The sequence below is a fragment of the Paenibacillus pinihumi DSM 23905 = JCM 16419 genome, assembly GCF_000422505.1.
GTDB lineage: Bacteria > Bacillota > Bacilli > Paenibacillales > Paenibacillaceae > Paenibacillus_D > Paenibacillus_D pinihumi.
Map to the genome: position 1 here is coordinate 1 of NZ_KE383867.1, position 23,560 is coordinate 23,560.

27 protein-coding genes and 1 rRNA gene are annotated in these 23,560 nt (G+C 45.0%); 23 read left to right on the top strand and 5 right to left on the bottom strand.

Features of this window, described 5'->3' with window-relative positions:
• Window positions 1-37: 37 nt before the first annotated feature.
• The 9 genes from rrf (at window position 38) to H583_RS0125970 (ending at window position 7,895) form a co-directional block, all read left to right on the top strand.
• Window positions 38-154 (top strand): 5S ribosomal RNA (rrf, locus tag H583_RS0125930).
• 247 nt (window positions 155-401) lie between these two features.
• Window positions 402-722, top strand: a complete 321-nt coding sequence (locus H583_RS34355; protein ID WP_051237031.1) for a hypothetical protein — start codon at window positions 402-404, stop codon at window positions 720-722.
• A gap of 463 nt (window positions 723-1,185) precedes the next feature.
• Window positions 1,186-1,647: a CtsR family transcriptional regulator gene (locus H583_RS0125940; protein ID WP_028563028.1), complete on the top strand. Its 462-nt coding sequence runs from the start codon at window positions 1,186-1,188 to the stop codon at window positions 1,645-1,647.
• A gap of 49 nt (window positions 1,648-1,696) precedes the next feature.
• Complete coding sequence (gene mcsA, locus H583_RS0125945; RefSeq protein WP_028563029.1) at window positions 1,697-2,221, top strand: protein-arginine kinase activator protein McsA; 525 nt, start codon at window positions 1,697-1,699, stop codon at window positions 2,219-2,221.
• 24 nt (window positions 2,222-2,245) lie between these two features.
• Window positions 2,246-3,310 (top strand): protein-arginine kinase McsB, encoded by a 1,065-nt coding sequence (gene mcsB, locus H583_RS0125950; protein ID WP_028563030.1) that lies wholly within the window; start codon window positions 2,246-2,248, stop codon window positions 3,308-3,310.
• Between the two features lie 19 nt (window positions 3,311-3,329).
• Window positions 3,330-5,795 carry an ATP-dependent protease ATP-binding subunit ClpC gene (clpC, locus tag H583_RS0125955; RefSeq protein ID WP_028563031.1) on the top strand — a complete coding sequence of 822 codons (2,466 nt, stop codon included), beginning with the start codon at window positions 3,330-3,332 and terminating at the stop codon, window positions 5,793-5,795.
• Between the two features lie 267 nt (window positions 5,796-6,062).
• A complete protein-coding gene (locus H583_RS0125960) occupies window positions 6,063-6,566 on the top strand; it encodes an RNA polymerase sigma factor (protein ID WP_028563032.1) in 504 nt (167 codons plus the stop codon).
• Window positions 6,559-7,146 carry a hypothetical protein gene (locus H583_RS0125965; protein ID WP_028563033.1) on the top strand — a complete coding sequence of 196 codons (588 nt, stop codon included), beginning with the start codon at window positions 6,559-6,561 and terminating at the stop codon, window positions 7,144-7,146. Before H583_RS0125960 ends, H583_RS0125965 begins: the two co-directional genes overlap by 8 nt.
• Complete coding sequence (locus tag H583_RS0125970; protein ID WP_051237033.1) at window positions 7,143-7,895, top strand: YfjL-like protein; 753 nt, start codon at window positions 7,143-7,145, stop codon at window positions 7,893-7,895. The genes H583_RS0125965 and H583_RS0125970 overlap by 4 nt, the downstream gene beginning before the upstream one ends.
• Window positions 7,896-8,016: 121 nt before the next feature.
• On the opposite strand, the gene H583_RS0125975 is transcribed toward H583_RS0125970, so the two are convergent.
• From H583_RS0125975 to H583_RS0125995, 5 genes are all read right to left on the bottom strand, one after another.
• Window positions 8,017-8,220, bottom strand: coding sequence for a hypothetical protein (locus H583_RS0125975; protein ID WP_028563035.1), 204 nt, complete (start codon window positions 8,218-8,220; stop codon window positions 8,017-8,019).
• Window positions 8,221-8,328: 108 nt separating this feature from the next.
• Window positions 8,329-8,667, bottom strand: a complete 339-nt coding sequence (locus H583_RS0125980) for a L,D-transpeptidase (protein ID WP_028563036.1) — start codon at window positions 8,665-8,667, stop codon at window positions 8,329-8,331.
• A gap of 116 nt (window positions 8,668-8,783) precedes the next feature.
• Window positions 8,784-9,530, bottom strand: coding sequence for a GTP pyrophosphokinase (locus H583_RS0125985; RefSeq protein WP_028563037.1), 747 nt, complete (start codon window positions 9,528-9,530; stop codon window positions 8,784-8,786).
• A gap of 430 nt (window positions 9,531-9,960) precedes the next feature.
• Complete coding sequence (locus H583_RS0125990) at window positions 9,961-10,302, bottom strand: ImmA/IrrE family metallo-endopeptidase (protein ID WP_245586007.1); 342 nt, start codon at window positions 10,300-10,302, stop codon at window positions 9,961-9,963.
• A gap of 432 nt (window positions 10,303-10,734) precedes the next feature.
• Window positions 10,735-11,178: a helix-turn-helix domain-containing protein gene (locus H583_RS0125995; RefSeq protein ID WP_028563039.1), complete on the bottom strand. Its 444-nt coding sequence runs from the start codon at window positions 11,176-11,178 to the stop codon at window positions 10,735-10,737.
• A 455-nt stretch (window positions 11,179-11,633) separates the two neighbouring features.
• Between H583_RS0125995 and H583_RS0126000 the strand changes: the two genes are divergently transcribed.
• The 14 genes from H583_RS0126000 (at window position 11,634) to H583_RS0126065 (ending at window position 23,555) form a co-directional block, all read left to right on the top strand.
• Complete coding sequence (locus H583_RS0126000) at window positions 11,634-12,272, top strand: ECF-type sigma factor (protein WP_028563040.1); 639 nt, start codon at window positions 11,634-11,636, stop codon at window positions 12,270-12,272.
• 246 nt (window positions 12,273-12,518) lie between these two features.
• Entirely contained in the window at window positions 12,519-12,923 is a 405-nt protein-coding gene (locus tag H583_RS0126005) for a phage tail terminator family protein (protein WP_051237035.1), read from the top strand.
• Window positions 12,913-13,101 (top strand): hypothetical protein, encoded by a 189-nt coding sequence (locus tag H583_RS0126010; protein ID WP_028563042.1) that lies wholly within the window; start codon window positions 12,913-12,915, stop codon window positions 13,099-13,101. The genes H583_RS0126005 and H583_RS0126010 overlap by 11 nt, the downstream gene beginning before the upstream one ends.
• Window positions 13,102-14,418 (top strand): phage tail sheath family protein, encoded by a 1,317-nt coding sequence (locus tag H583_RS0126015; RefSeq protein ID WP_028563043.1) that lies wholly within the window; start codon window positions 13,102-13,104, stop codon window positions 14,416-14,418.
• 1 nt (window position 14,419) lies between these two features.
• The gene (locus H583_RS0126020; protein WP_028563044.1) at window positions 14,420-14,887 is read left to right on the top strand and encodes a phage tail tube protein; all 468 of its coding nucleotides are present in this window, start codon (window positions 14,420-14,422) and stop codon (window positions 14,885-14,887) included.
• 26 nt (window positions 14,888-14,913) lie between these two features.
• Window positions 14,914-15,336, top strand: coding sequence for a phage tail assembly chaperone (locus tag H583_RS0126025; RefSeq protein WP_028563045.1), 423 nt, complete (start codon window positions 14,914-14,916; stop codon window positions 15,334-15,336).
• A gap of 228 nt (window positions 15,337-15,564) precedes the next feature.
• On the top strand, window positions 15,565-17,733 hold the full coding sequence (locus H583_RS0126030) for a phage tail tape measure protein (RefSeq protein ID WP_154665998.1): 2,169 nt from the start codon (window positions 15,565-15,567) through the stop codon (window positions 17,731-17,733).
• An 83-nt stretch (window positions 17,734-17,816) separates the two neighbouring features.
• Entirely contained in the window at window positions 17,817-19,583 is a 1,767-nt protein-coding gene (locus H583_RS0126035) for a hypothetical protein (protein WP_028563047.1), read from the top strand.
• A 128-nt stretch (window positions 19,584-19,711) separates the two neighbouring features.
• Window positions 19,712-20,446, top strand: a complete 735-nt coding sequence (locus H583_RS0126040) for a LysM peptidoglycan-binding domain-containing protein (protein WP_051237037.1) — start codon at window positions 19,712-19,714, stop codon at window positions 20,444-20,446.
• Window positions 20,447-20,452: 6 nt separating this feature from the next.
• Entirely contained in the window at window positions 20,453-21,424 is a 972-nt protein-coding gene (locus H583_RS0126045) for an XkdQ/YqbQ family protein (protein WP_028563049.1), read from the top strand.
• On the top strand, window positions 21,424-21,720 hold the full coding sequence (locus H583_RS0126050; RefSeq protein ID WP_028563050.1) for a DUF2577 domain-containing protein: 297 nt from the start codon (window positions 21,424-21,426) through the stop codon (window positions 21,718-21,720). Before H583_RS0126045 ends, H583_RS0126050 begins: the two co-directional genes overlap by 1 nt.
• A gap of 2 nt (window positions 21,721-21,722) precedes the next feature.
• Window positions 21,723-22,106: a DUF2634 domain-containing protein gene (locus tag H583_RS0126055; protein ID WP_028563051.1), complete on the top strand. Its 384-nt coding sequence runs from the start codon at window positions 21,723-21,725 to the stop codon at window positions 22,104-22,106.
• Window positions 22,106-23,143, top strand: a complete 1,038-nt coding sequence (locus H583_RS0126060) for a baseplate J/gp47 family protein (protein WP_028563052.1) — start codon at window positions 22,106-22,108, stop codon at window positions 23,141-23,143. The genes H583_RS0126055 and H583_RS0126060 overlap by 1 nt, the downstream gene beginning before the upstream one ends.
• A 4-nt stretch (window positions 23,144-23,147) precedes the next feature.
• Window positions 23,148-23,555 carry a hypothetical protein gene (locus H583_RS0126065; protein ID WP_028563053.1) on the top strand — a complete coding sequence of 136 codons (408 nt, stop codon included), beginning with the start codon at window positions 23,148-23,150 and terminating at the stop codon, window positions 23,553-23,555.
• Window positions 23,556-23,560: the final 5 nt, after the last annotated feature.

The window sequence follows — 23,560 nt, forward strand, 5'->3', positions numbered from 1 at the left end:
TGACTTTCGCATCCAGTTTTCAGTGTGCAACTGAACGTTTGGTGGCAATGGCGGAAGGGAACCACGCGTACCCATCCCGAACACGACCGTTAAGCCTTCCAGCGCCGATGGTACTTGGACCGCAGGGTCCTGGGAGAGTAGGACGTCGCCAAGCACGAATGGCCCGTTGAACTTTAAGTTCAACGGGCTTTTTGTTATATTCTTTTAGTATTTTCTCTTTATTGGAAGTCTTTAATTGAAAACAATGTTTGTAATTGGACGTATACGGGTAATCCGAAATATGGAGACGAGGCTGATTCACTTGCAGAGGATAGCTTGAGTGTATCTGAGAGTGTAAATGCTGTGTTGAGCCACTATAGCATGAGCAGGCAGTTCCAAACAACCAGAAAGCGGTGATTACAATGACGATTCATTATCGTATTCCATGCTTTGATTGTGAGTTGCTGGTCAAACAAACGGAAGAGAGCGGGGCGTCATTTCAGGTCGGCATCCAAAATGGGTCCAACCCGCTGGGTTTTGGTAATTTGATCGGCAGCTATGACACTGAAACAGAAGCTATCCAGCATGCCAACCATTTTTGTCAGCTGTACACAATGGCTAAAGAAAAAGGCTATCATTTTAAAGAAAATGCATTCGTTAAAAAAGATAAAACATCAATTCCTGTCACAGTAATTATGGAAGCGGCACCATCCATAGCAGATTTTGAAAAACTATTTGAGTAGTTTAGCCTTAACGTTTTGGTATAGATCATATAAAAGTTGCTAGCCTCACTCTACCAAATGCAACAAGCTGTTGTCCCGTAAAAAGCCGTCTGTATCCGTACAGCGGCTTTTTACGTACCCTTTGATTGACTCGAGCAAAATTTGAATTGGAATTGTTAGGTATGTCATAATAATGGATATACTGGATGGTAAAAGAGTTAACAGCCTTCAGCTTGCTCGCCGGCCGTGAGCTTGAATCGTGCATATTCCGCCGATGAATGTTTACAATACTTGGAGATGGAAAGACACGTAACATTTTTTTGTCAGGGAAGGTCTTGACCTTGCAGCAAATTTGCGTATAATATTGATTAAAGTCAAAGAAAGTCAAAGTCAACTGGATGCTTATTTTATCCTTTGGTTTTACGAATATCTTTGACTTCAAGTGTTTAAGAATTATGATGCAGATTCTCTAGGGGCTGGTGATATGCGTAACATTTCAGATTCTCTGGAGCAATTTTTGAAGCAGCTGCTGCAGGATAGCTCCGATGGTTCAATCGAGATTCAACGTAATGAATTGGCTGACCGATTCTCTTGCGTGCCATCCCAGATTAATTATGTGCTTAGTACCCGGTTTACATTGGAGAAGGGGTATTTGGTGGAAAGCAAGCGCGGGGGCGGCGGATATATCCGGATTCAGAGGGTAGAGCTGCCGAAGCTGAAAGCAATCCAAGGTCATATTCACCAGACGATTGGAAATATGGTTGACCAGAGCGCAGCAGAAGGCTTGATTTATCAGCTCACGGAAGCGCAGATGATAACCGACAGAGAAGCGAATTTGCTTCGCGCAGCGATTCACCGGGATGTTATTGCGCTCAAGCTGCCACTCAGGGATGAAGTACGGGCAAGAATTTTGAAGTCGATGCTAATATCTCTGCTTGTGAAATAGCAGTATACAACGGGAATCCGTTTTATGCTTGAAGGGAGTGAGGTTCTTCGTGCTATGTCAGGAATGTGGTGAAAAACAGGCTACTCTTCATTTTACGAAGATTGTAAATGGGGAGAAGACTGAATTTCATATCTGCGAGTCTTGTGCCAGAGAGAAGGGCGAAGGCATACCGGGAACCTCCGGAGGCTTTTCGATTCACAGCCTGTTGTCAGGATTGCTTGATTTTGAAAAGTCGGGTACGGGAGGTCTTGGACCGAAGGCGCCGCAGACGCTTCGCTGTGATGAATGCGGACTTACCTACACCCAGTTCAGCAAAATTGGCCGATTTGGCTGCAGTTCTTGCTACCGGCATTTTGCGGACCGGCTTGATCCGTTGTTCAAGCGGGTACATGGGAACACCATTCATGTAGGAAAAATTCCAAAGCGCACCGGCGGACAGATTCAATTCAGACGGGAAATTGAAGAATTGAAGAAGGAAATGCAGCTCCGGATCGAGCGGGAAGAATTTGAGAAGGCAGCTGGTATTCGCGACCGGATTCGTGAGCTTGAGAGCAAGCTCGAACAGTCTGGTTAGGCCGGGAAGGTAGGAGGGATAACGGTGGGAAAACGACGTTTTGCTCAAGAGGCGCTAAGCGATTGGATGCGCAGTGACGGCCCCGATTCCGAAATTGTCATCAGCAGTCGTATACGGATTGCCCGGAATTTGCGGAAGCAGCCGTTCCCAATGCTGGCTACCAACCAGCAGTCACGCGAGGTAATGGAGCAGCTGACCGCTGTTGCACAGTCGGAGGAACTGAAGGAAGTTGGTCATTTTGATACGTTCATTCTTTCAGACCTTAGTGAGCTGGAGAAGCGGGTGCTCGTTGAAAAGCATCTGATCAGCCCGAACCTGGCGAGCGAATCGCGCGGCGGTGCCTTGATATTAAATGATTCTGAGTCCATCAGTATCATGATTAACGAAGAAGACCATTTGCGCATCCAATGTCTATACCCCGGTTTTCAAATTAAGGAAGCCTGGTCATTGGCAAGCCAAATTGACGATATATTTGAATCTGCAACAGATTATGCATTTGATGAAAGAAGAGGCTATCTTACAAGCTGCCCTACGAATGTAGGTACGGGAATACGCGCCTCCGTAATGATGCATCTGCCCGCGCTCGTTCTGACCCATCAAATCAACCGCATCTTATCGGCCATTACCCAGGTAGGGCTGGCTGTACGCGGTATTTATGGGGAAGGCAGCGAGGCAGTGGGGAACTTATTTCAGATATCCAATCAGATTACACTGGGTCAATCTGAAGAGGAAATTATCGATAATCTATACAGTGTAGCCCGCCAAATCATCGAGCATGAGAAGGCTGCACGGGAGCGCCTCGTTGCAGAATCCAAGATTAGAATTGAGGATCGTGTCCGGCGTTCATTCGGGATTTTGTCCAATGCCTCAATTATGGATTCCAAAGAGGCGGCTCAGCGGCTGTCCGACATCAGGCTCGGGATTGATCTGGACCTGATTGAAAGTGTGGGGCCGCAGGTGATGAATGAATTGATGGTACTGACGCAGCCTGGATTTTTACAGCAGGTGTTCGAGGAGAAATTGAATGCTGATGAACGTGATATCCGGCGTGCTGAATTGATTCGCCGATATTTGACGCAGCAAACTTAAGCGCGGAGGTGTTTTAGCTATGATGTTTGGAAGATTTACAGAACGTGCTCAGAAGGTTCTCGCACTCGCACAGGAAGAAGCCGTTAGACTTGGACATAACAATATTGGAACAGAGCATATCCTGCTCGGCCTGATTCGTGAAGGCGAGGGCATTGCTGCCAAGGCGCTGATTGCATTAGGTCTTGGTTTGGAGAAGATCCAGGATGAGGTAGAAGCGTTAATCGGCCGCGGCCAGGAGCAGCCTACCAATATCGCGTATACGCCAAGAGCAAAGAAAGTTATTGAGCTGTCTATGGACGAAGCCCGCAAGCTTGGCCACACTTACGTAGGAACAGAGCATATCCTGCTCGGTCTGATCCGTGAGGGTGAAGGCGTAGCGGCACGCGTGCTTAATAATTTGGGCATCAGCCTGAATAAGGCGCGTCAGCAAGTGCTGCAGCTGCTGGGAAGCAGCGAAGCAGTATCGAGCAACCATGGTTCTTCCTCCAATGTCAGCACTCCGACGCTGGATGGCCTGGCCCGTGATTTGACAGCTATTGCCCGTGAAGGCAATCTGGACCCTGTAATTGGACGCAGCAAAGAAATCGAGCGTGTCATTCAGGTGCTCAGCCGCAGAACGAAGAACAATCCGGTGCTGATCGGTGAGCCTGGGGTTGGTAAAACAGCCATCGCTGAAGGTCTTGCTCAAAAAATCATCGCCAATGAAATTCCGGAGACGCTGCGTGACAAACGTGTCATGACCCTGGATATGGGTTCAGTTGTAGCCGGTACAAAATACCGCGGAGAGTTCGAGGATCGTCTGAAAAAAATTATGGACGAAATCCGCCAGGCGGGGAACATTATTTTGTTCATTGACGAGCTTCATACTTTGATTGGTGCCGGTGGCGCAGAAGGTGCCATTGACGCTTCGAATATATTGAAACCGGCGCTTGCACGCGGTGAGCTGCAATGTATCGGTGCTACGACTCTGGATGAATACCGCAAATATATCGAGAAGGATGCCGCTCTTGAGCGCCGTTTCCAGCCGATTACGGTAGATCAGCCGTCACCGGAGGAAGCCGTACAAATTCTCCATGGTTTGCGCGACCGCTATGAAGCGCATCACCGGGTTAAAATTACGGATGAAGCGATTGAGCAGGCTGTGAAGCTGTCCGACCGCTATATTCAAGACCGGTTCCTGCCGGATAAGGCGATCGACCTGATCGATGAGGCCAGTTCCAAGGTAAGGCTTCGCTCATACACGGTACCGCCAAATCTGAAACAGCTGGAGAATCGTCTGGATGATATCCGCAAAGAGAAGGACGCGGCTGTACAAAGCCAGGAATTCGAGAAAGCCGCGGCATTGCGCGATACCGAGCAAAAGATCCGGGAAGAGCTGGATGTGACGAAGAACCAATGGAAAGAAAAGCAGGGACGCACGGACTCTGAGGTTACACCTGAAGATATCGCCCAAGTAGTTGCAAGCTGGACTGGAATTCCGGTCAGCAAGCTGGCTGAGGGTGAAACCGAACGTCTTTTGAATATGGAAGCGATTCTTCATGATCGCGTCATCGGACAGACGGAAGCTGTTCAGGCAGTGTCCAGGGCGATCCGCCGCGCTAGAGCGGGACTTAAAGATCCGAAGCGTCCAATGGGCTCCTTCATCTTCCTTGGTCCTACAGGTGTCGGTAAAACCGAGCTTGCCCGCGCCTTGGCTGAAGCGATGTTCGGGGATGAAAATGCGGTTATCCGTATCGATATGTCCGAATATATGGAGAAGCATTCGACATCCAGACTCGTCGGAGCGCCTCCGGGGTATGTGGGTTATGAGGAAGGCGGACAGCTGACTGAAAAAGTACGCCGCAAGCCTTACTCCGTAGTACTGCTGGATGAGATCGAGAAAGCACATCCTGAGGTATTCAACATCCTGTTGCAAGTGTTGGAGGATGGCAGATTGACCGATTCCAAGGGACGTGTTGTTGATTTCCGCAATACGCTGATCATTATGACTTCTAACGTTGGAGCCGATCAGATCAAACGGAACTCTACACTTGGTTTTACAGCCGTACATGATGCCGGCCGTGAGTTCAGCCAGATGAAGGATAAAGTAATGGCTGAGCTCAAGAAGAGTTTCCGTCCGGAGTTCCTGAACCGGATCGACGAGACAATTGTGTTCCACTCCCTGGAGCAGGAGCATATCAATCAGATCGTTTCCCTCATGTCTGCAGAGCTTCGCAAGCGGCTGCGTGAGCAAGAGGTTGACTTCGAACTGACGGATACGGCTAAGGCCTTCCTGGCCAAAGCCGGCTACGATCCACAATATGGAGCACGCCCGCTGCGCCGCGCGATTCAGAAGCACATCGAAGACAGATTGTCTGAGGAATTGCTGAGAGGCAATATTTCTAAAGGCGATTCACTTACCATTGATGAAAAGGACGGCGAACTGACCGTAATTAAAAATCAGGGCGATGTGAAGACTGAAGAAGTGCCTGCAGCGAAAAAGTAATCAATTATGAATCCCCGTCTACAGATTTCATGTAGGCGGGGATTTTTGGCTTTTAGACGTGAAACGAAGCTTTTCCTGTTTAACGGCATATCGGTTTACTCTTGTAACGAATTCGATGCTCAGGGTACTAATATAGTAGATATGGTAGATGCTTAATACAAATAGATTGATAAATGTAAGGTTGAGGAAGAAAATTTGAGCTGAAGCAAGAGGCATATCTGAACTGTGTGAACGGGTTTGATTTGCATTAGGAGGGATAGGAGTGAAATGAAGCTTGATGAGCTGTACAGACAAATACAACCACGCATCTATGCTTACTTTTTCGCTCGTACACTTAACCGGGAAGCGGCCGAGGATTTAACGCATGAAGCTTTTTATCAGGCGATGAAGAGCATGTCTTCATTTTCTGGAAGATCATCGGTACAGACTTGGATATTTACTATTGCAAGGCATGTGCTCAGCAAATATTACCGGTCCAAGTCATACGGGCAAAGCTTGGCGTCAAAGCTTGAGCAGGAGCAGAATCAGCAGAAGGCAGGTTCTAATGCAGCGGAAGAACTGGTCATCCGCAAGGAAGAACAGAAGAAGCTATTGGATGCCATTCACCAGTTGGATGAACTGTCCCGTGAGATCATTATTTTAAGAATCTATGGAGAGCTGTCTTTCAAGGAAATTGGTGAGCTGACAGGAAAAAGCGAAAATTATGCCAGAGTTGCCTTTCACCGTGCAAAGCTAAAGCTGCATAAGGAGCTGGAGGGATATTATGCATAGCAGAATCAAATATATTGTCGAGGATTTGCTGCCCTTGTATCAGGAAGACTTGCTTCATGCAGAGACCAAGGAATGGCTGGAGGAGCAGCTTGAAAATTCAGAGGAATACAGGTTGCTGTTACAGCGCTTATCGCAGCCGCTCCCGCAGCCGGAAATTGAAACTTCGATTGACTATCATCGGATGATGGGGAAGATTGGACGAAAATTGTCTTTGTATCAGATTGTGTTTGTTGCGTTATCCTTTTTTCTGGCGATTCAAACTTCCTTGCTGAATGACAGCTTTGGATTCATATTATGGTATACCGTGCTTGGTCTGATCGTCTACTCGTTCTATCGGAACTGGGTAATGCTTTTGATGATTTCATTTATACCGGTTATGCTCTGGTCAGTTGGTTTAAGCCTATCGGATTTAACTGCCGGAACGAGTGGAATGGGTGCTGAGACAGATTGGAAAGCAACGTTGCTGCCGTCATTATTTGGAGGGATTATAATGGCGGGACTGCATGGGATTTTTGCCGTAATCGGGGGCTGTATGGGTTGGCTGATAGCAAAGCTGAGGGAGAGAGGGAAGAATGAATGAAGAAAAGCAAACGCATAGACAGGAAAAAGATGCTGTACAGCATTTTGCTGGGATTGCTTGTTGTACTGGTATTATTTCTCTACAATGCGTTTAACGGGAATCCTATGAGCAAGTGGATCGCCCACCAAACGCTGGAGAAATATCTGGAGCAAAACTATCCGGAGCTGAAGCTGAGAGTTCATGACGGGTACTATAATTTTAAAGATTCGGGATATACATTTAAAGCTGTTATCATTGGCGGGAAGGCTCAGGAGGAAAATAAGCCTGGGGAGTTTGAGTTCAGTGTGAGAGGTTCGATTCAGCCGGCGGTGCGTTTGGATGGTATTTACTACAGCAGGTTAGACAGATCAGCTATGGAACGATTGAGCGCCGAAGCTGCCCAAGAGATAAAGAACTTACTGCTGCGAGATATACCTTCCCTTCAGAAGGTGGATGCCCATATAGAGGTATTAAAAGGGCAAGTTGCCGAAGGAGAGCACTGGATCAAAACGATGCGTCTCGCGGCGCCGCTGCAACTGAATATGCTTCTGGATGTAAAAGGTATGAGTAAGGAAGAGCTTCTCGAAACCGTTAAGCATATGCAAAATTTGCTTCATACGAACGATTACCGATACGAATCCGTGATGATAAATGCAAATCTAATGGGAACTGCCCATGGAAAAGAGGAAATCGGGGCTGTAAAATATGCGGTGCGCTTCAAGCCAGAAAGCGAGATTAGGCTGGAGGACATCAGGGAGTTCGGGGAGTAAAACGTAAAGATGAGGAGCTCCGTTATTCACGGAGCATCTCGAACGGGTGTAGCAGACAACCGGAAAAGTGAAGCTATAACACTATTAGAGCCGGCTTAGGACTATCAAAAGCTTTAGCAATCTAGTTTCTCAATTCTGAGGGTTCCTGCATGAACCATGCAATATGGCTGCATCGTTCACAGACAAGAATGGTGGCGTTCCGGTTCGCCCAATCCAGACCAAAGAAGGTAGCCCCTCTGGAATTTAGCTGGCGGTAGTCTTTGGTAAAGGTATCATTTTGACAGCAGGGGCAGTGCAGTTTGGCTCCTCCGGCATGATATCTCATAGTGGCACCCTCCTTTAACAGTGATATTATGAAATACGTGGAAGTACAAAAAAGGTCGCATTTCTATAATACTGCTGATCTGATTTCGGAACGGATGTAACCATGAAGTCATTCCCGAATCGTAACTCTTGTGCCGATTGGCACATACGAGGAGAGATCTAATACATCTTCATTGTACATACGAATGCAGCCATGCGATACCACTCGCCCGATTGATGAAGGGTCGTCTGTACCATGTATGCCGTAATGGGGCTTGGACAGTCCCATCCATAATACGCCAAAGGGGCCGCCGGGATTTTCCTGTTTGTTAATAATACGGTAGTCCCCGGTTGGAGTACGGGTCAGCATTTTGCCGATGCCGACAGGATACGAGCGGGTTACAACATTTCCGTCCAGGAGGTACAGCGTCCGATCGGATAAATCAACAATGATACGGTAGTTAGGCACAGCAACCACTCCTTTTGTACACATTATGCGTACGGTAAAGGAGTGGTCTTAACGAAGCCGTCCACAATTTGAAAATGTGCATCTGCCGTACAGGAGTTTCAGACCAGACTAACAGCTTATTGACCGTTTTTATCGTCTAAAAGTTGCAACAGCGCCGGAGGCAGCGAAAACTGCTGGTTATTGATAATAATCCGTTTCAGCTCATCCTGATTTTCATTGGATTGTTTTTCTTTAATTTCTTCAATCTCCAGGTGCAGCCGTTCCATCTGATGGTCAAGTGAAGAAGCGGAATCAGCGGCTTCCTTTAATTCGGCAAGCAGGCGTTCGGGTACAGCCTGGTTGTATTTATAGAAAATTTTATGTTCCAGACTTGCCCAAAAATCCATTGCGATTGTACGTACCTGAACCTCAACACATACATACTCCAGACGGTCGGACATGTATACCGGGACCTCCAGCAGCAGGTGAAGACTCTGGTAGCCGTTTGGCTTGGGGTTTTTGATATAGTCTTTAATCTCCAATACCTTCAAGTCGCTCTGATGCTCAAACATTTCTTGAATCCGGTAAATATCGGATAAGAAGGAGCAGGTAATCCGCAGGCCGGCAATATCCTTGATATTGGTGCGGACACTGGCAAAGGAGAAGTCGCAGCCCTTGCGGTAAAGCTTTTTCAGCAGGCTTTCCGGGGATTTAAGACGATATTTCGTATGCTCGATCGGGTTGTAATCATGCAAAAGCTGGAACTCTTCTTTCAAAATTTCAATGCGGGTCTCAAGGGCATCCAAGGCAAACTTGTACATCATCATGAAGCGGGTCAGCTCATTTTTGAATCGTTTGAGATCATTGGTCGTCAACTGGTTCATATGTGTAAACTCCTTATCTATGCTCATCTTAGTGTTGTTGAATGCTCAACTTCTATTCGTAAGTCCGACAGCACCTGATTGCTTCAGGGAGCCGGCAATGTATTGAACGTGTAAGTGGTAATCATACTTAAGTCCTGCTTCTCTATTGTAACTCAATTCGCCTCTGCTTTACAGAGCACCTCGCCCGCCCTCTTAAATAGGCCAATATTGGCAGGTAATAACCCCTCCACAAAGAAGACTGAAGATTACAGTGTTGAATCATATGACAACCGGAGAATGGAAAGAAAAAGCATTAGCTCCCTGCCGGAAACTACAGCCGAAAAAAAATCCGGCAGAGACACGTCATCGGATTGACGGATTGCCGGATCTTGTATTTGGGCTTAATGTTCGGACAAATGAATTATTGGCGTATGGAGTTGGATTAGAAATGTTAGAAATAATAGCCGTGCATTTCATCGGGAATGCCGCTGCGGCGCAAGTACCACTCCAACGGTTCTCCCTGCTCCATCTGCTCTCCGTAAGACAGCAGCTTAACGGCAAATTCATTCGCCTGCCGCTCAAATTTGCCGATCATAAAGTGGGTGCTGCGCGTTATAAAATAATGGTTAAAGCCTTTGTGTAAAATCATGTGGCCAAGCTCGTGGGCACAAATAAAGCGCCGTTCGTTCTCATTGAGGCTTTGATTAATGACGATATATTTGCGCCTTAGTACGCGCTGGCAATAGCCTTTAACTTCATGAGGCAAATTCAACATCATAATGGTAATGTTCATTTTTTCAGCCAGCTTGAAAGGACAGTTGGTTCGGTGCCTGCTGTATAGGTTTCTTGTTCTCTTTTTAATATCCAATGACATCCCCCACCTTCAACAACCTGTCAGTTGTGTTGAACGGCAAAACAGAAAGATGCGTTGTCCGCCTTTTTCATGCTTTGCCTGTCATACCGTGCGCAGTGCTGCCTGATAGCGCTGTCCAAGCTGCAGCCCTCTATATATGTAACCTCAACGGAAATATAAACTCACTCCTGTTCCAGCAGTCATCCATTCTTATTCATTCAAGAGTAATGCTTGTCCTTTGCCAGGGATGAAAGTCAGAGCAGCAGGCAGGAACGAAGTGAAGTCTGATATGAAAATGTATGACAGCGACTTCACTTATTCCTCCGCATAGAATGCGGACATCTTGAACATAGCTGCTGTCTGCCATGTTGCTCAAGACTTTTTCTTGGCTCTGCTTTTCTTCCACGCTTCCTTGTTCTTCATCTTGGCATCCCAGAAGATCGTCTCCATGACACCCATCATTTTTGCACGGTCTTCCTCTGAGAATTCTATCCCATCAAAGAAAAGGACTTCAGGACTCTCCAGCATGACCTTCAAATCACGCTTGTCCTTTGCAGTCGCCCAATCCGGTATAACCGGGGGATGGCCAGTGGGGCTCTGAGATATCAAATCAGACCGGCCAAGCAAATAATCGAGCGATACCTGAAAGACATCGGCGATCTTCAGCAAGGTCTCTTCCCTCGGTATTCGGTTCTTCTCAGCGGATTCGTAGCCTGCAATGGTCGACCGCTGAACCCCCAATTTCTCTGCAATTTCATCCTGGGTCCATTGATGTTGTTCTCTAAGTTGTTTAAAACGCAGATGAAAGCTAGTCATATGTTGTATCACCACCGGAACATAATATCTTAATTATACCTCTAATAGTTCCGGAAGGAAACATATTTATTTGCATAAACGGAACAAAATTGACAGGAAATCAATTGACTTTGTTCCTAAAGGGAACTAAAATGAAACGTATGTTCGTGTTATATCAGGATTAAATATGAATTTTTCTTTCCATTGAAGCAAATCAAACAACTCTTAAAAAATACCCTTTGATGCATGAAGAACTACGTGATTAAAACCGTATGGAGGGCGATGAATTTTCATATATTCCAGTGCCGTAGATGGAGAAATTCAATGCAGGGGGCTGCGTGTCGAAGCACTTGAAGCAGATCATTTGCCGTTTTCTTGCATGTAAATGACAGTAATTGAATGCCCGATAGTACGAATCAGGATAAGTATACACTAATTCATAAAAGCAACTAAGAATCAGAAGGAGTGTCGGCATCATGGCAGATAAACCATACTTTGAGGAACAGGTGATTAATCAGTTGAAGGGATATAAGCGTCTGACCAGCAAAATCGCGATGCTGGAGAAGCAGCCTGTAGGCATGGGGATTTCTGTATCGCGCGGGCCGGAGGGCGATCATTTGCAGGCGCTGCACCGCAAACTGAAGGATATGCCTTCCTATATGTATTTGTCTCAGAAGGAGCAGGATTTGGAGCTGACAGCTCATGCTTATTTGGAGAATTACACGACAGGTACACAAAGTCAGTTGCGGGAGGTACGGCGTGTAAGCGGGGTTGATGAAGAGGATCAGGGCAAGCTGAACGATATTGCCCGCCGTGTAGCGAAGGTGCTGGAAGCCCGCCGCGGCGACGGTGACAGCTACGAGGGATATGAGGGAGCACTCCGGCGGCTGGATGAGATCAAGGAGCTGCAGGAGCAGAAGGAGCAGATTGACGGCGCCCTGGAGCTGCTGGCTACTTACAAGCCGGATTACACCAAGCTGCTCAAGCTGCGTTTTATTGAAGGATTGTCTGTGGAGGAAGTCTCTGCACAGCTATCCATTGTCCGCAAGACGTTTTCCCGCTGGAAGCCGAAGGCGATTGAGGAATATGCCGAGCTTGCAGGGATGTCCCGGTAATGTCCCATAGGTGTCCCATGCAAGTCCCCTTTTGACGAAATATCCGTGTTATTATGGTAATGTGGAAAAAATGATAAACAAACGGTTGCGAGAAAAGGCTGTCCATTCGGGCAGCCTTTTTGGTATGCGAAAAGCTGCTGACTTCTGCTTAAGACAGAGATGGCTGCTTTTTTTCATAAGCAGGCGGTTGTAGTTTGAAGGGGGTGAAGGCGTATTGCGATTACTGTAAAAGCGGTCCGTGACGGGGTGCTTCATGTATTGAAGGAGCATTATCCGCAAATTCCGGTCTTTGACTCGCTGTCTGGCAATGAAGGTCACGGACCTTGTTTCATCGTCAGTTTATGGTCAGCATCTCAGGACAGGGAGGCCGGCAACCGTTACAGGCGGGGGCATACCTTTGACATCCAATATGTAAAAGGGCAAGGCGAGAGTGGAGAGGAGCAGTTTGAAGTCTATGAGCTTCTTTTTGATCAACTAACCCAAATTACTGTAGACGGATCGTTAATAAAGGGCAGCAAGCTTCGCTGTGAAACCGTAACAGACGCTCTTCATTTTAGAGTCGACTATGATTTCCACATCATGCGCGAGCGCCAGCAGGGTCCTGTCATGCAGCATTTAAAAACGGAGGTGGAATTGAAGTATGGCAAATAAACCGGAAATCCAAGCCGTGCAGGAGCGGGCTTATACCAAGCAGCAGTTTCTGGCATCAGGGCAGTATACGCATTTGCAAAAAGATATGATCAAAGCTCTGCTTCAAGACAACAAGCTTTATACCGAGGCGGAAGTTCAGCAGCACATTGAACAATTTATGAAACAGGAGGCGTTGTAAATGGCAGGAGGAACATTCGTAACACAGAACAAGGTGCGTCCGGGAGTCTACATTAATATGAACAGCGCGCCGCAAGCGCTCGGCACAGCCGGTGACCGGGGCATTGTCAGCTTGGCGCTGCCGCTGTCCTGGGGTCAAGAAAAACAAATTCTGACTTTTCAGGCCGGACAGGACTTCAAGACATTGCTTGGCTATGATTTGACCTCACCTCAACTGGTCCTTGTAAGAGAAGCGCTCAAGCGTGCACAGACATTGCTGCTGTATCGTTTGAATGTGGGTGTGAAAGCAACGGCAACCCATAGCACACTGACGCTGACAGCCCGTCACAGCGGTGTCCGCGGGAACAATCTGAGCGTGGTCATCCAGCCGAGTCTTGACCAGACGGACAAGTTTGAGGTCATCACGTTGCTTGAAGGAGCTGAGGTAGATCGCCAGATCGGTGCCAAGGCTGCAGATCTTCAGGCGAATGCATGGGTAAGCTTTGGTGGAGAAGGAGAGCTTGAGGCTTCGGCAGGTGTTCCGCTGGCAGGCGGTACAGACGGCACGGTAACCAATGCGGATCATACGGATTATTTGGCTGCGCTGGAGCTGCAACGCTTTAATACGGTTGCACTTGTCTCCGGGGACAGCACCCTGAAAAGCGTATATGCGGCATTTGTCCGTCGCTTGAGAGAGACAGAGGGCCAGAAGGTTCAGGCCGTACTAGAAAATTACCCGAATGCCGACTACGAGGGTGTCATCAGTGTGAAAAATGGTGTCGTTCTGTCTGATGGCCAGACGTTGACTGCTGCACAGGCAACTGCGTGGGTAGCCGGTGCGACGGCAGGCGCGGCATTGAACGAATCGCTCACCTACCGTGCTTATGACGGTGCGATCGATACGTCCGTCCGCTACACACATTCCCAAATTGAAGCGGCGCTGTTGAACGGCGAATTTGTATTCACCGCATCCAACGGACAAGCCGTGGTCGAGCAGGATATTAACTCCTTGACCAGCTTTTCGCCGGAAAAGGCGAAGCCGTTTGGCAAGAACCGTGTCATTCGTGTATTGGACGGAATTGCTAACGACCTGAAGCGGATTTTTGAGCAGTTCTATATCGGCAGTGTCAACAACAACGATGACGGACGCAGCCTGCTGCGCAATGAGTGCATTACGTATTTGGAGAGTCTGCAAGGTGCAGCGGCAATTCAGAATTTCAACTCCCAGACCGATTTTTCGATCCGCCAAGGCAGCTCTGCCGACAGTGTATACATGGAGCTGAACATTCAGCCAGTGGATTCCGTAGAAAAAATTTATCTGAAAGTGACGGTGGTCTAAGATGGGTTTCTTGAGAGCGAAGGATGTAATTTCCGGCCAGGGCCGTGCTTATGCAACAATCGGAAAAAATAAGGAAGAAATGTTTTATGTAAAAAGCTTGGAGGCTACCGCTGAAAAGCAAAAAACTGAGGTGCGGACCCTTGGTCGCCTTGGAACTCAGCACAAGGCTACAGGCTGGAGCGGTACAGGCAGTATGACGATTTATTATGTGACCTCCCAATTCAGAAAGCTTATGTATGACTATATCAAGACAGGCAAGGACGTCTATTTTGAAATTATGGTCGTAAATGAGGACCCTTCTTCTACAATCGGCAATCAGACCGTGACTTTGAAAGGTGTTAATTTGAACAGTGTTATGATGGCTTCTCTGAATGCCGAAGCAGAAGTATTGGAAGAAGACATTGAGTTTACGTTCGAAGATGTGGAAATGGATATGGAAAAAATATTTAAAACCCCGACTTTGGGTTAAATAATTTAATTTTTGGAGGCAATATCATGAGCGATTTGAAAGCTTTTTTTGCACAAAGTGCAGTTGTAGAATCTACTGAAGAACTGATCGTATCCGAGCGTTTTGTTGATGATAAAGGCCAACCGATTCCTTGGAAGTTACGCAGCATTACCGAGGAAGAGAATACTGAAATCCGTAAAGCCTCTACCAAGAGAGTGAAAGGACGCAACGGCTCAACCATTTCCGAATTTAATCAGGAAGAATATGTTGCAAAAATGGCTGCAGCCGGGGTCGTGTATCCGAATCTTAAATCCCAGGAATTGCAGGAATCTTATAAGGCGATTGGGGCCGAAATGCTTTTACGGAAAATGCTGCGTCCGGGCGAGTACGGTGTGCTGCTTGAGAAAGCTCAGGAAATGAATGGTTTTGTTACCGACACCAAAGAATTGATTGACGAAGTAAAAAACTGATTGAGGAGGGCGATGCTTCGGCAAACTATGCCTATTATGCCCTCCATGAGTTGCGTATCCTCCCTCATGAATTAATGAATATGAATGAGTATGAAAGAGCAGCTATTTATGCGATGATCGATATTCGTGTTGAGCAGGAGAGAAAAGCGCGAAGAAAATCTAAATAGTCTATTAAATCTCTTGAGGGGAGTGACGATATTTCATCGTCACTCCCCTTTCAAAAAGGGGGTGGAGAAAATAATTACAATACAAGATACTATCGATATGTTTCATAATTTAAACCGGTCTGTCAATTTGGCAATATTCCAAATCGAACGATTATCATCCACCATACAAGCTTTGAATGATCAAGCTGCACGTAAAGCAGATGCATTTAACCAGCCAAGGGACGGAAGAAATAATGAATCAGACCAATTTAAGAAACTTAATGCTGCTAATACATCTTTAACTCCGGTGAATCAGCCAGCACCAAAAAAAATAATAAAGCAAGATAATTTCAATACTATGATTGCGAACTATACAAAAATTAGTAATCATCTTAAACTCATTAAAGTTGATATTACAAATAATATCATTCAGCAGAATATTTTTAATAATACTGTGCAGGACGGGGTCAAAAATATAGATAGTTTGGGGAAACGGCTGCTAAACTTGACCTCCACCTATATAAATTTAAATTCTGTCAAAAAGTTTTTTGGGGATTCATTAAAAGCTGCAAACGAGCAAATTCGAGCCGAGGAGCGTCTTCAAGCTGTGATGAGAAACACACCGGGAATGACGCAGGATGGAATTGATCATGTAAAAAACAAAGCTTACGAATTACAAGGTTCTACATCTATAAAAGCCAGTACAGGCATAGCGGGACAATCCCAACTGGCAGAGTATGTGTATGATCCGACAAATTTAGAAAAAATGACTCAAGCCATGTATGATCTGGCTGCCGAAACTTATGGGGCCAAAGTGAATCAGGAGCAAATGATTCAGACAGCTTCATTTCTCGGGAAGGCAATGTCAGGAGATAAATTCGCACTTGCCTGGAATGGATTCAAAGCAGAGGCTGTCTTCACCACCGCTGAACAAGAGCTGTTACGGACGGGTACTGAAGCAGAAAGGACAGCGTTGGTCATTAAAATGGTGGAGAGCAGCCTTAGCGGGATGGCGCAAAACATGGCTCAAACGTTTGAAGGCCGAGTTGAAAGCTTAAAGAACGCGTGGTCAGGAATTATGGAGAAGATTGGATATGGTGTTCTTCCAATATTCACACAATTTGTTGCGTTTATTCAAACCAATATGCCTTTGATAGAAAATGTTATTCTGAATGTATTTTCAAATGTAATTCAAATTATGCAGCAAGTACTGCAGGCAGCTATTGGGACCGTGTCATTCTTTATTAATAACTGGACTTGGATCGAGCCTATTATATGGGGCCTTGTAGCCGCCATGGGGACATATTTAATAGTAAACAAAGGATTTTTGCTCGTGACCCAAGCTATATCTGTGGCTTTGAGAGTTGCAGCAGTGGCTCAACAGTTTTTTAATATGGTAATGGCTATGAACCCGATACTGCTGGTGATTATGCTAGTGATTGCATTAATAACGACACTATATAGGCTCTGGCAAACGAATGATGCATTTGCTGCTGGTTTCTTGCGGGCCTGGAATGGAATCCTTAATTTCTTTGATCAGGTAGCCATTTTCTTTGTATCCGTATGGATGGGTATCATTAATGGCTTCAATACAGCAAAAATAAACATAATGGTAGGTTTTCAAAAAATGCTGGATTTCCTTGTTGATCGTTTAAATGGATTCATCGACCTGTTGAATAACATTCCAGGTGTTAGTATTGACGCTGTTTCCCGTTTTGATCTCTCTCCTCAAATAGCAGATGCTAGAGCAAAGGCAGGCGCAGATAAAAAAGAAGGACAGGATATCGTTCGTAACATGCAGGATAAAGCAGCTAAAAAGGCAAATGAGCGGGATCAAGGTGTTCAGAATTTATTAAAAGATCGGGCTGCCAAGCGTGATGCCGATAAGGCGGACCGTGACAAGATGTTTCAAAAACCGCCAGTTAACAATCCTCTGCCTAAAGGTCCGTGGAATGTCGGGGATAACAGGCTTAACTTCCCGGATAACAATAATACCATGCCGGCAAATATTAACAAGGTAAATGAGGTTGGCAGAATTGGAGAAACCGTTGATATCTCAAACGAAGACTTGAAAGTCATGCGAGATCTCGCAGAAATGAAAGCCATTCAAAACTTTGTTACCCTGACTCCAACTGTTCAAGTAACAACAGGCGATATTAAAAGCACGAATGATGTTGATTCTATCATTCGCAAAATTGAAGAAGCCATGAAAACCGAGATTAAAAGCGCAGCCCAAGGTGCGTATGCCTAATTCTTGTCAATATGCATCAAATTTTCCTGGGATATATGATTACAATTTCACAGCTTAGCTTTGTTATTAAAGGAGGAGAAACAATGAATCAAAATGTAACATCCTCAACAAAGATTACTGCTAACGAAAATGTTCCATATGGGGAATTAGATAGCCAAGCAGTTTCAGAATGTGTATGTCAGACTGGAGCTGGTGATTGGATTGTTGATTTGTCTCTGTTCCCATCACTTGATAAATCAGGCACACAGGATACTTCTTCAGTGATACAACAAGCTATAAATTATGCATTGTTTTCTATTGAAAGAGCAGGACGCAACCCAATTAATAAATCATATGCTAATTTAACAATCCAGTTGCCCGCCGGTGTTTTTTTAATTAAAGAGTCCATTCATGTAAATATGAGAATTAATTCAACCGGACTGGGCGATCAATTATACCTTACTTTTAAGGGAGCTTCAGGGAAAAACGGCACGATATTAAATTTGGATACTTCTTGTCCGTTAATGTTCAGTGTTCCGGATGGCAAAATTACATTTCAGGACTTTAAAGCTCAAGGACATTCTAATGGGAATTTTATGGAAATTGGTAAACAATCCGCGTTAAATGGGAGATTTCAGGTTGTAAGCCAAAGCACCTTTTCTAACTTTGAAGTGGTGTATTTCAATAAAGGCTTCATTATTGGACAAATGTTCGATAGCAGTTTTTATGATGTGGGTATTTTCAATATGACAGGTATTCAGCCGGTCGCTATCGACATTCTCCCGCATGATAATGATAATACGAACAACCTTATGTTTTATCGGCTGCATGTAGAGCAAGCTATAGATGGTATGTTTTTTAGGGCAAAAGGGGTTCCTCAAGGTTCTCAAAACCATAATAATTTCGGCTTTTTTGGCTGTCATTTTGAGGCCAGATCATACAATACAATAATTATTGACGTTGAAGCTTGCAATCGAATTGGATTTTATAATACTCAATTTACCCATAACAATACGCAAGGGGCTTCATCGGGAATTACGCTTAACAACTTGGTTCCCATGGTTAAGATGACTAATGTTCAAGGTATGATATTTGACAACTGTACGATGACTATTCAAGGGACATCACCTGGACAAACTCCTCCATGTGCAATGTTCCAGTTGTCGGGGAAAGTGCGCTCTGTTAATTTCAGGGGAGGCCATATTCATCCTGGATTGTTTTCTACATCGTGGGGAATTGATGCTTTATATCAGAGTTCAACAAATAATCCTTATGATTCCAGCGGAGAGGATTGGGCAACGTTCACAAATGTTCATCCCGATACAAATTCTGCTGGAACAGCTCTGTTTAATGCGAATGATACCATTGCTAAATCAACAAACCGAAATTTCAAATGGAATCGTCGGGTTAACATTGAAAATAATGATCTCGAGTTTGGCTTTACGTCCACTAGCAATAAAAGTAATGATTGGAAAACTCCGTCTCTAGCCATCGATACTTCCAGTATGCTGAAGGTAAGAAGTCTGAGCAGTTTAAATGTCAAAACAATTGGTTACGGAGAGACGGAGCAATTTAATTTCCCGGCTAAATCAAATTCCAGTAGACGAGGGCTGTACATTTTAACTTGTGATGCTCCTTATGGATGCTGTGCGCTATTCTTTTCCAGTGGTTCAGACTTATTCCTGCTTAATGGAACAGATACGGCTGCCAATACAGGGAAGGCAACGGTTAAGGTTAATGTCAGCGCAACGGATGCAGGGACCCCAGATCAAGTTAGTGTTTTTCTGACTGGAGGGGCCAACATTAATGTCACGAACCGTTCTGGCGTATTAGGGAGTCGTAAATTTTCATTGATTATGATTGGTTTTTAATTTCATATTTGAGATTAATTAAAATGAACCTGTTTATTAACGGGTTCATTTTTCTCAAAAGGCTCCTAAGACATTAATAAATTTCAGATTGGGAAATGTTCACTCCAAGAGCAGGGGAGGTAAGGGAATTGGCGACGACAGTAAATCCCAAAGAAGCAGAAGACATTCAGCAAGAAAAGCTTGAACTGGATTACTTTATCAATTTAAGCTATGACAATGGTAAAGAAAGTTTTTTATTCCCTGTATTGCCAGAGAGTCTTGAAGTCAAGAAGAAGGGCAAAGGGCAGGCATTTAATATTGTAGGCCTGGGAGAAATTAATGTCATTCAATCCAGGGAACTGGCTGAGATAAGTTTTGAGAGCTTCTTTCCTGCCCAATCAGGGCCGTATTTATCGATTAATAATACTTTACTTAAAGAGCCTAAGAAATACATTAATTATATAAATAAATGGCAGGAAAGCAGGCATCCTTGCCGTATCGTGGTGAAAGCTCCTGATTTTAGCTTCACACTTGCTGTCAGTATCGAGCAATTCGACAGGAAGGAGTCAGCAGGAAGCGGGGGAGACATTGCTTTTAAATTATCACTCAAAGAATATCAGTTCTATGCTCCCAGGAAGATTATTTCTGTCAAGAATGAAAAGGGAGAGGAAACATTAAAAAAAGACACGAATCTCCGACCGGACGAACGTGTGCCAAAATCCAGCTACACATTAAAGGCAGGGGACAATCTATGGAAAGTTGCCAAACAGCAGCTGGGTAATGAAAGCCGTTGGAAAGAAATTATGACACTGAATAAAATCAAACCCTCAGAACTAAAGCGGCTTCCAATAGGCATGGTGCTTAAACTTCCGGGAAGACGGTGATTGGGTATGTTTGAGTTAATTCTTGATAACCGGGACGGGGTATTATGGGATATCTCACGAATTGTAACTAATGTCAAATATAAAACGAGTCGTGTAGGGAAAGCTTCAAGTCTGGAGATGACATTCCTAAAAAATTCTCCTTTTGCCCATCATGATTTTAAATATGCTTGCGGGGATGTTATTCGTTTTAAGAAAGATGAGGCTAATTTGTTTTACGGCTATATTTTTTCAATTGATGAGGATGATGAGGATGCTGTTCGGGTTATTGCATATGATCAAATTCGTTACTTAATGGGAAATGAGACTTATGGCTTTGTTAACTTGACGGCTACTCAAATGATAAAAAAAATTATAGAGGACAATGAGCTCACAGTAGGATTTTTCACGGATACAAAACATGTTATCCCTAAATTTCTTGAGGACAACAAAAGAATTTTGGATATTATTTGCAAAATTCTTGATGATACGATGATGGCTACTTCGGATCTCTATGTTTTCTATGATGATTTTGGAAAATTGACCCTTCAGCATATTATGGACATGATATTGGATGTTGTCATTGGCGATAAAAGCCTGTTGTATGCTTATAAAAGTAAAACTTCAATTGATAATGAAACTTATAACAGGATCAAACTTTATAAAGATAATAAGGAAACAGGGAAAAGAGAAATCTTCATTAATCAGGATAGTTCTACAATCGCCAAATGGGGACGGCTGCAATATTATCAAAGCGTTGATGAAAAAATGAATATTGCTCAAATTAATACTTCATTGAATAACCTGCTTAAGTTAAAAAATAGGGAAAGCCGTTCGATGTCACTGGATGCATTAGGAGATTCACGAATTCGTGCAGGTAACTCTATCTATTTGATTATAGAAGAAAAGGGTATTAAAGGCCGTTTTGTTGTGAATGAATGTACACACAATTTTAATGGTGATGAACATACAATGTCTCTTGAATTGGTGGTGTTTGGGTAGTGGGTCTCGTAGATATAATTAAACAAATTGGCACTGGGGCTGTGGATGCACAAAATCCTGTCACAATCGTATACGGGTCAGTAATCCAAGGCAATCCATTAGAAATTAACGTGGATCAAAGGTTAAAGCTCCACAGTGCATTTTTGGTAGTGCCTGAGTCCCTTTCGGAATCAAAGATTTTGATTGGGAATGAGGAGTACGTTATTCGTAAAGGACTTGAGCCAGGTGATAGAGTTGTGTTAATCCGGGTTCAGGGTGGTCAGAGTTATCTTGTCCTTGATCGGGTGGTGACTTAAACATGCTGCCTAATGGTGCAATAACATCATCAAGCATAGTTTTCGATCAAAGTGAGCAACCGAGCAGAACCTATAAATTGGATATGGCTAGTCATCGAATATCAGGTGTAATCGATAACCTGGATGCTGTCCAACAAGCTGTATATAAAGTGCTTCAAACAGAACGATTTGTCCACTTAATCTACACCAATAACTACGGCTGCGAGATAAAAGTGAACGCTGTAGATACAGAAATCGAACGCTGGATCAACGAGGCTTTGCTTCAGGATGAGCGAATTCAAGCCATTGAGGATTTGAGAGTACAAAGAGAAGGAGAAAGCGCACTTGTCGAGTTTACGGTAGTATCCACGGCAGGGCACTTTTCCGTATTACAGGAGGTGAATTAATGTACGAAACAAATACGTTTGAATATGTGCTGGACCGGATGCTGGCGAGAGTTCCATCCTCACTGGACAAGCGGGAAGGAAGTATCATTTATGATGCCCTGGCTCCCGCGGCAGCGGAGTTGGCCCAAATGTATATGGAGCTGGATGTCAATTTGAATCTCTCTTTTGCAGACACGGCTTCGGGTGAATTTCTGGAACGGCGGGCATTCGATTTCGGCCTTTACCGCAGGCCGGCTGTTCCAACGCAGCGCCGGGCGGTTTTTTATGATGACCAAAATGCCCGTATGGATATCCCGCTACTTACGCGATATTCAGCGGGCAATGTGAATTTTAAGGTTATTAAACGCCTGGAAAAAGGGGAGTACACGGTCGAATGCGAGGTGGCAGGTGTACTTGGCAATCAAAGTTATGGAAATTTGCTCCCCATCGACTATGTCCAGGGGCTGGCCAGGGCAGAGCTTGCCGAGATTTTAATTCCCGGTGCAGAAGCGGAGAGCGATGAAGCGCTACGGGCAAGGTATTTGGCGAGAGTGCAGACGCCTTCATCCGGAGGGAATGTGTCGGATTACAAGAATTGGGCGCTGGAGGTATCCGGAGTTGGAGCGGTTAAGGTGAATCCGCTATGGAATGGTCCGGGAACTGTAAAGGTAGTCTTAGTGGATGCGGAGAAAAAACCGCCAACCACAGAACTGGTATACAAAGTGAGGGATCACATTGAACAGTTGCGTCCGATTGGGGCGAATGTTACGGTAAGTCCGGCTGCTGGCAAAAAAGTGGCGGTGGCGGGTGTAGTAAAGCTGTCCCAGGGGCACACCCTGCAAAATGTGGTCGACGCCTTCACAAGTGCGTTGAATCTCCATTTTCAGAAAGTGGCTTTTAATCAAAACTACGTCAGCCTCGCCAAGATTGGAACGATCCTGCTGGATGTTCCTGGTGTTGCCGATTATAGTGAACTCAAACTCAATGGACAAAGCGCAAATGTAACATTGGGAGATGAAGAAGTCCCTGTCGTCGATTTGATTAGCTTGGGGGTGTGAGACAATGGCTATTCTCGAGAAGCCGGATCAATTTACAGAAAAGCTCAATAAGAAGCCGGATGGCGGCATGTATGTAGTAGAGGAAGAGGTTGAGCTTGTAAAGGGTGTTTATGAGGGCTATCTCTCGCACAGCAACGTTCGCAAGGAGAGCATTCAATGCTATACGGGCAAGGAATTAACAGGGAAAAAAGTAGATCAGGTATTGCTGACGACACCTAGCGAAGCGCCATGGAGACTGATGATTAAAATATTTTCTTCGGTTTCCCCGGTCTATGTCACGTATGAGACAGCAGGGGATCAGGTGGATGCTTCTCACATTAATACGCTGCAGGATAGCATGGTCCGGACGCAAGCGGATCTTCAGGATTACAAAATTAACGGTCTGGTAGACGGCGGTTATTTTGTAAAGTGAAAGGA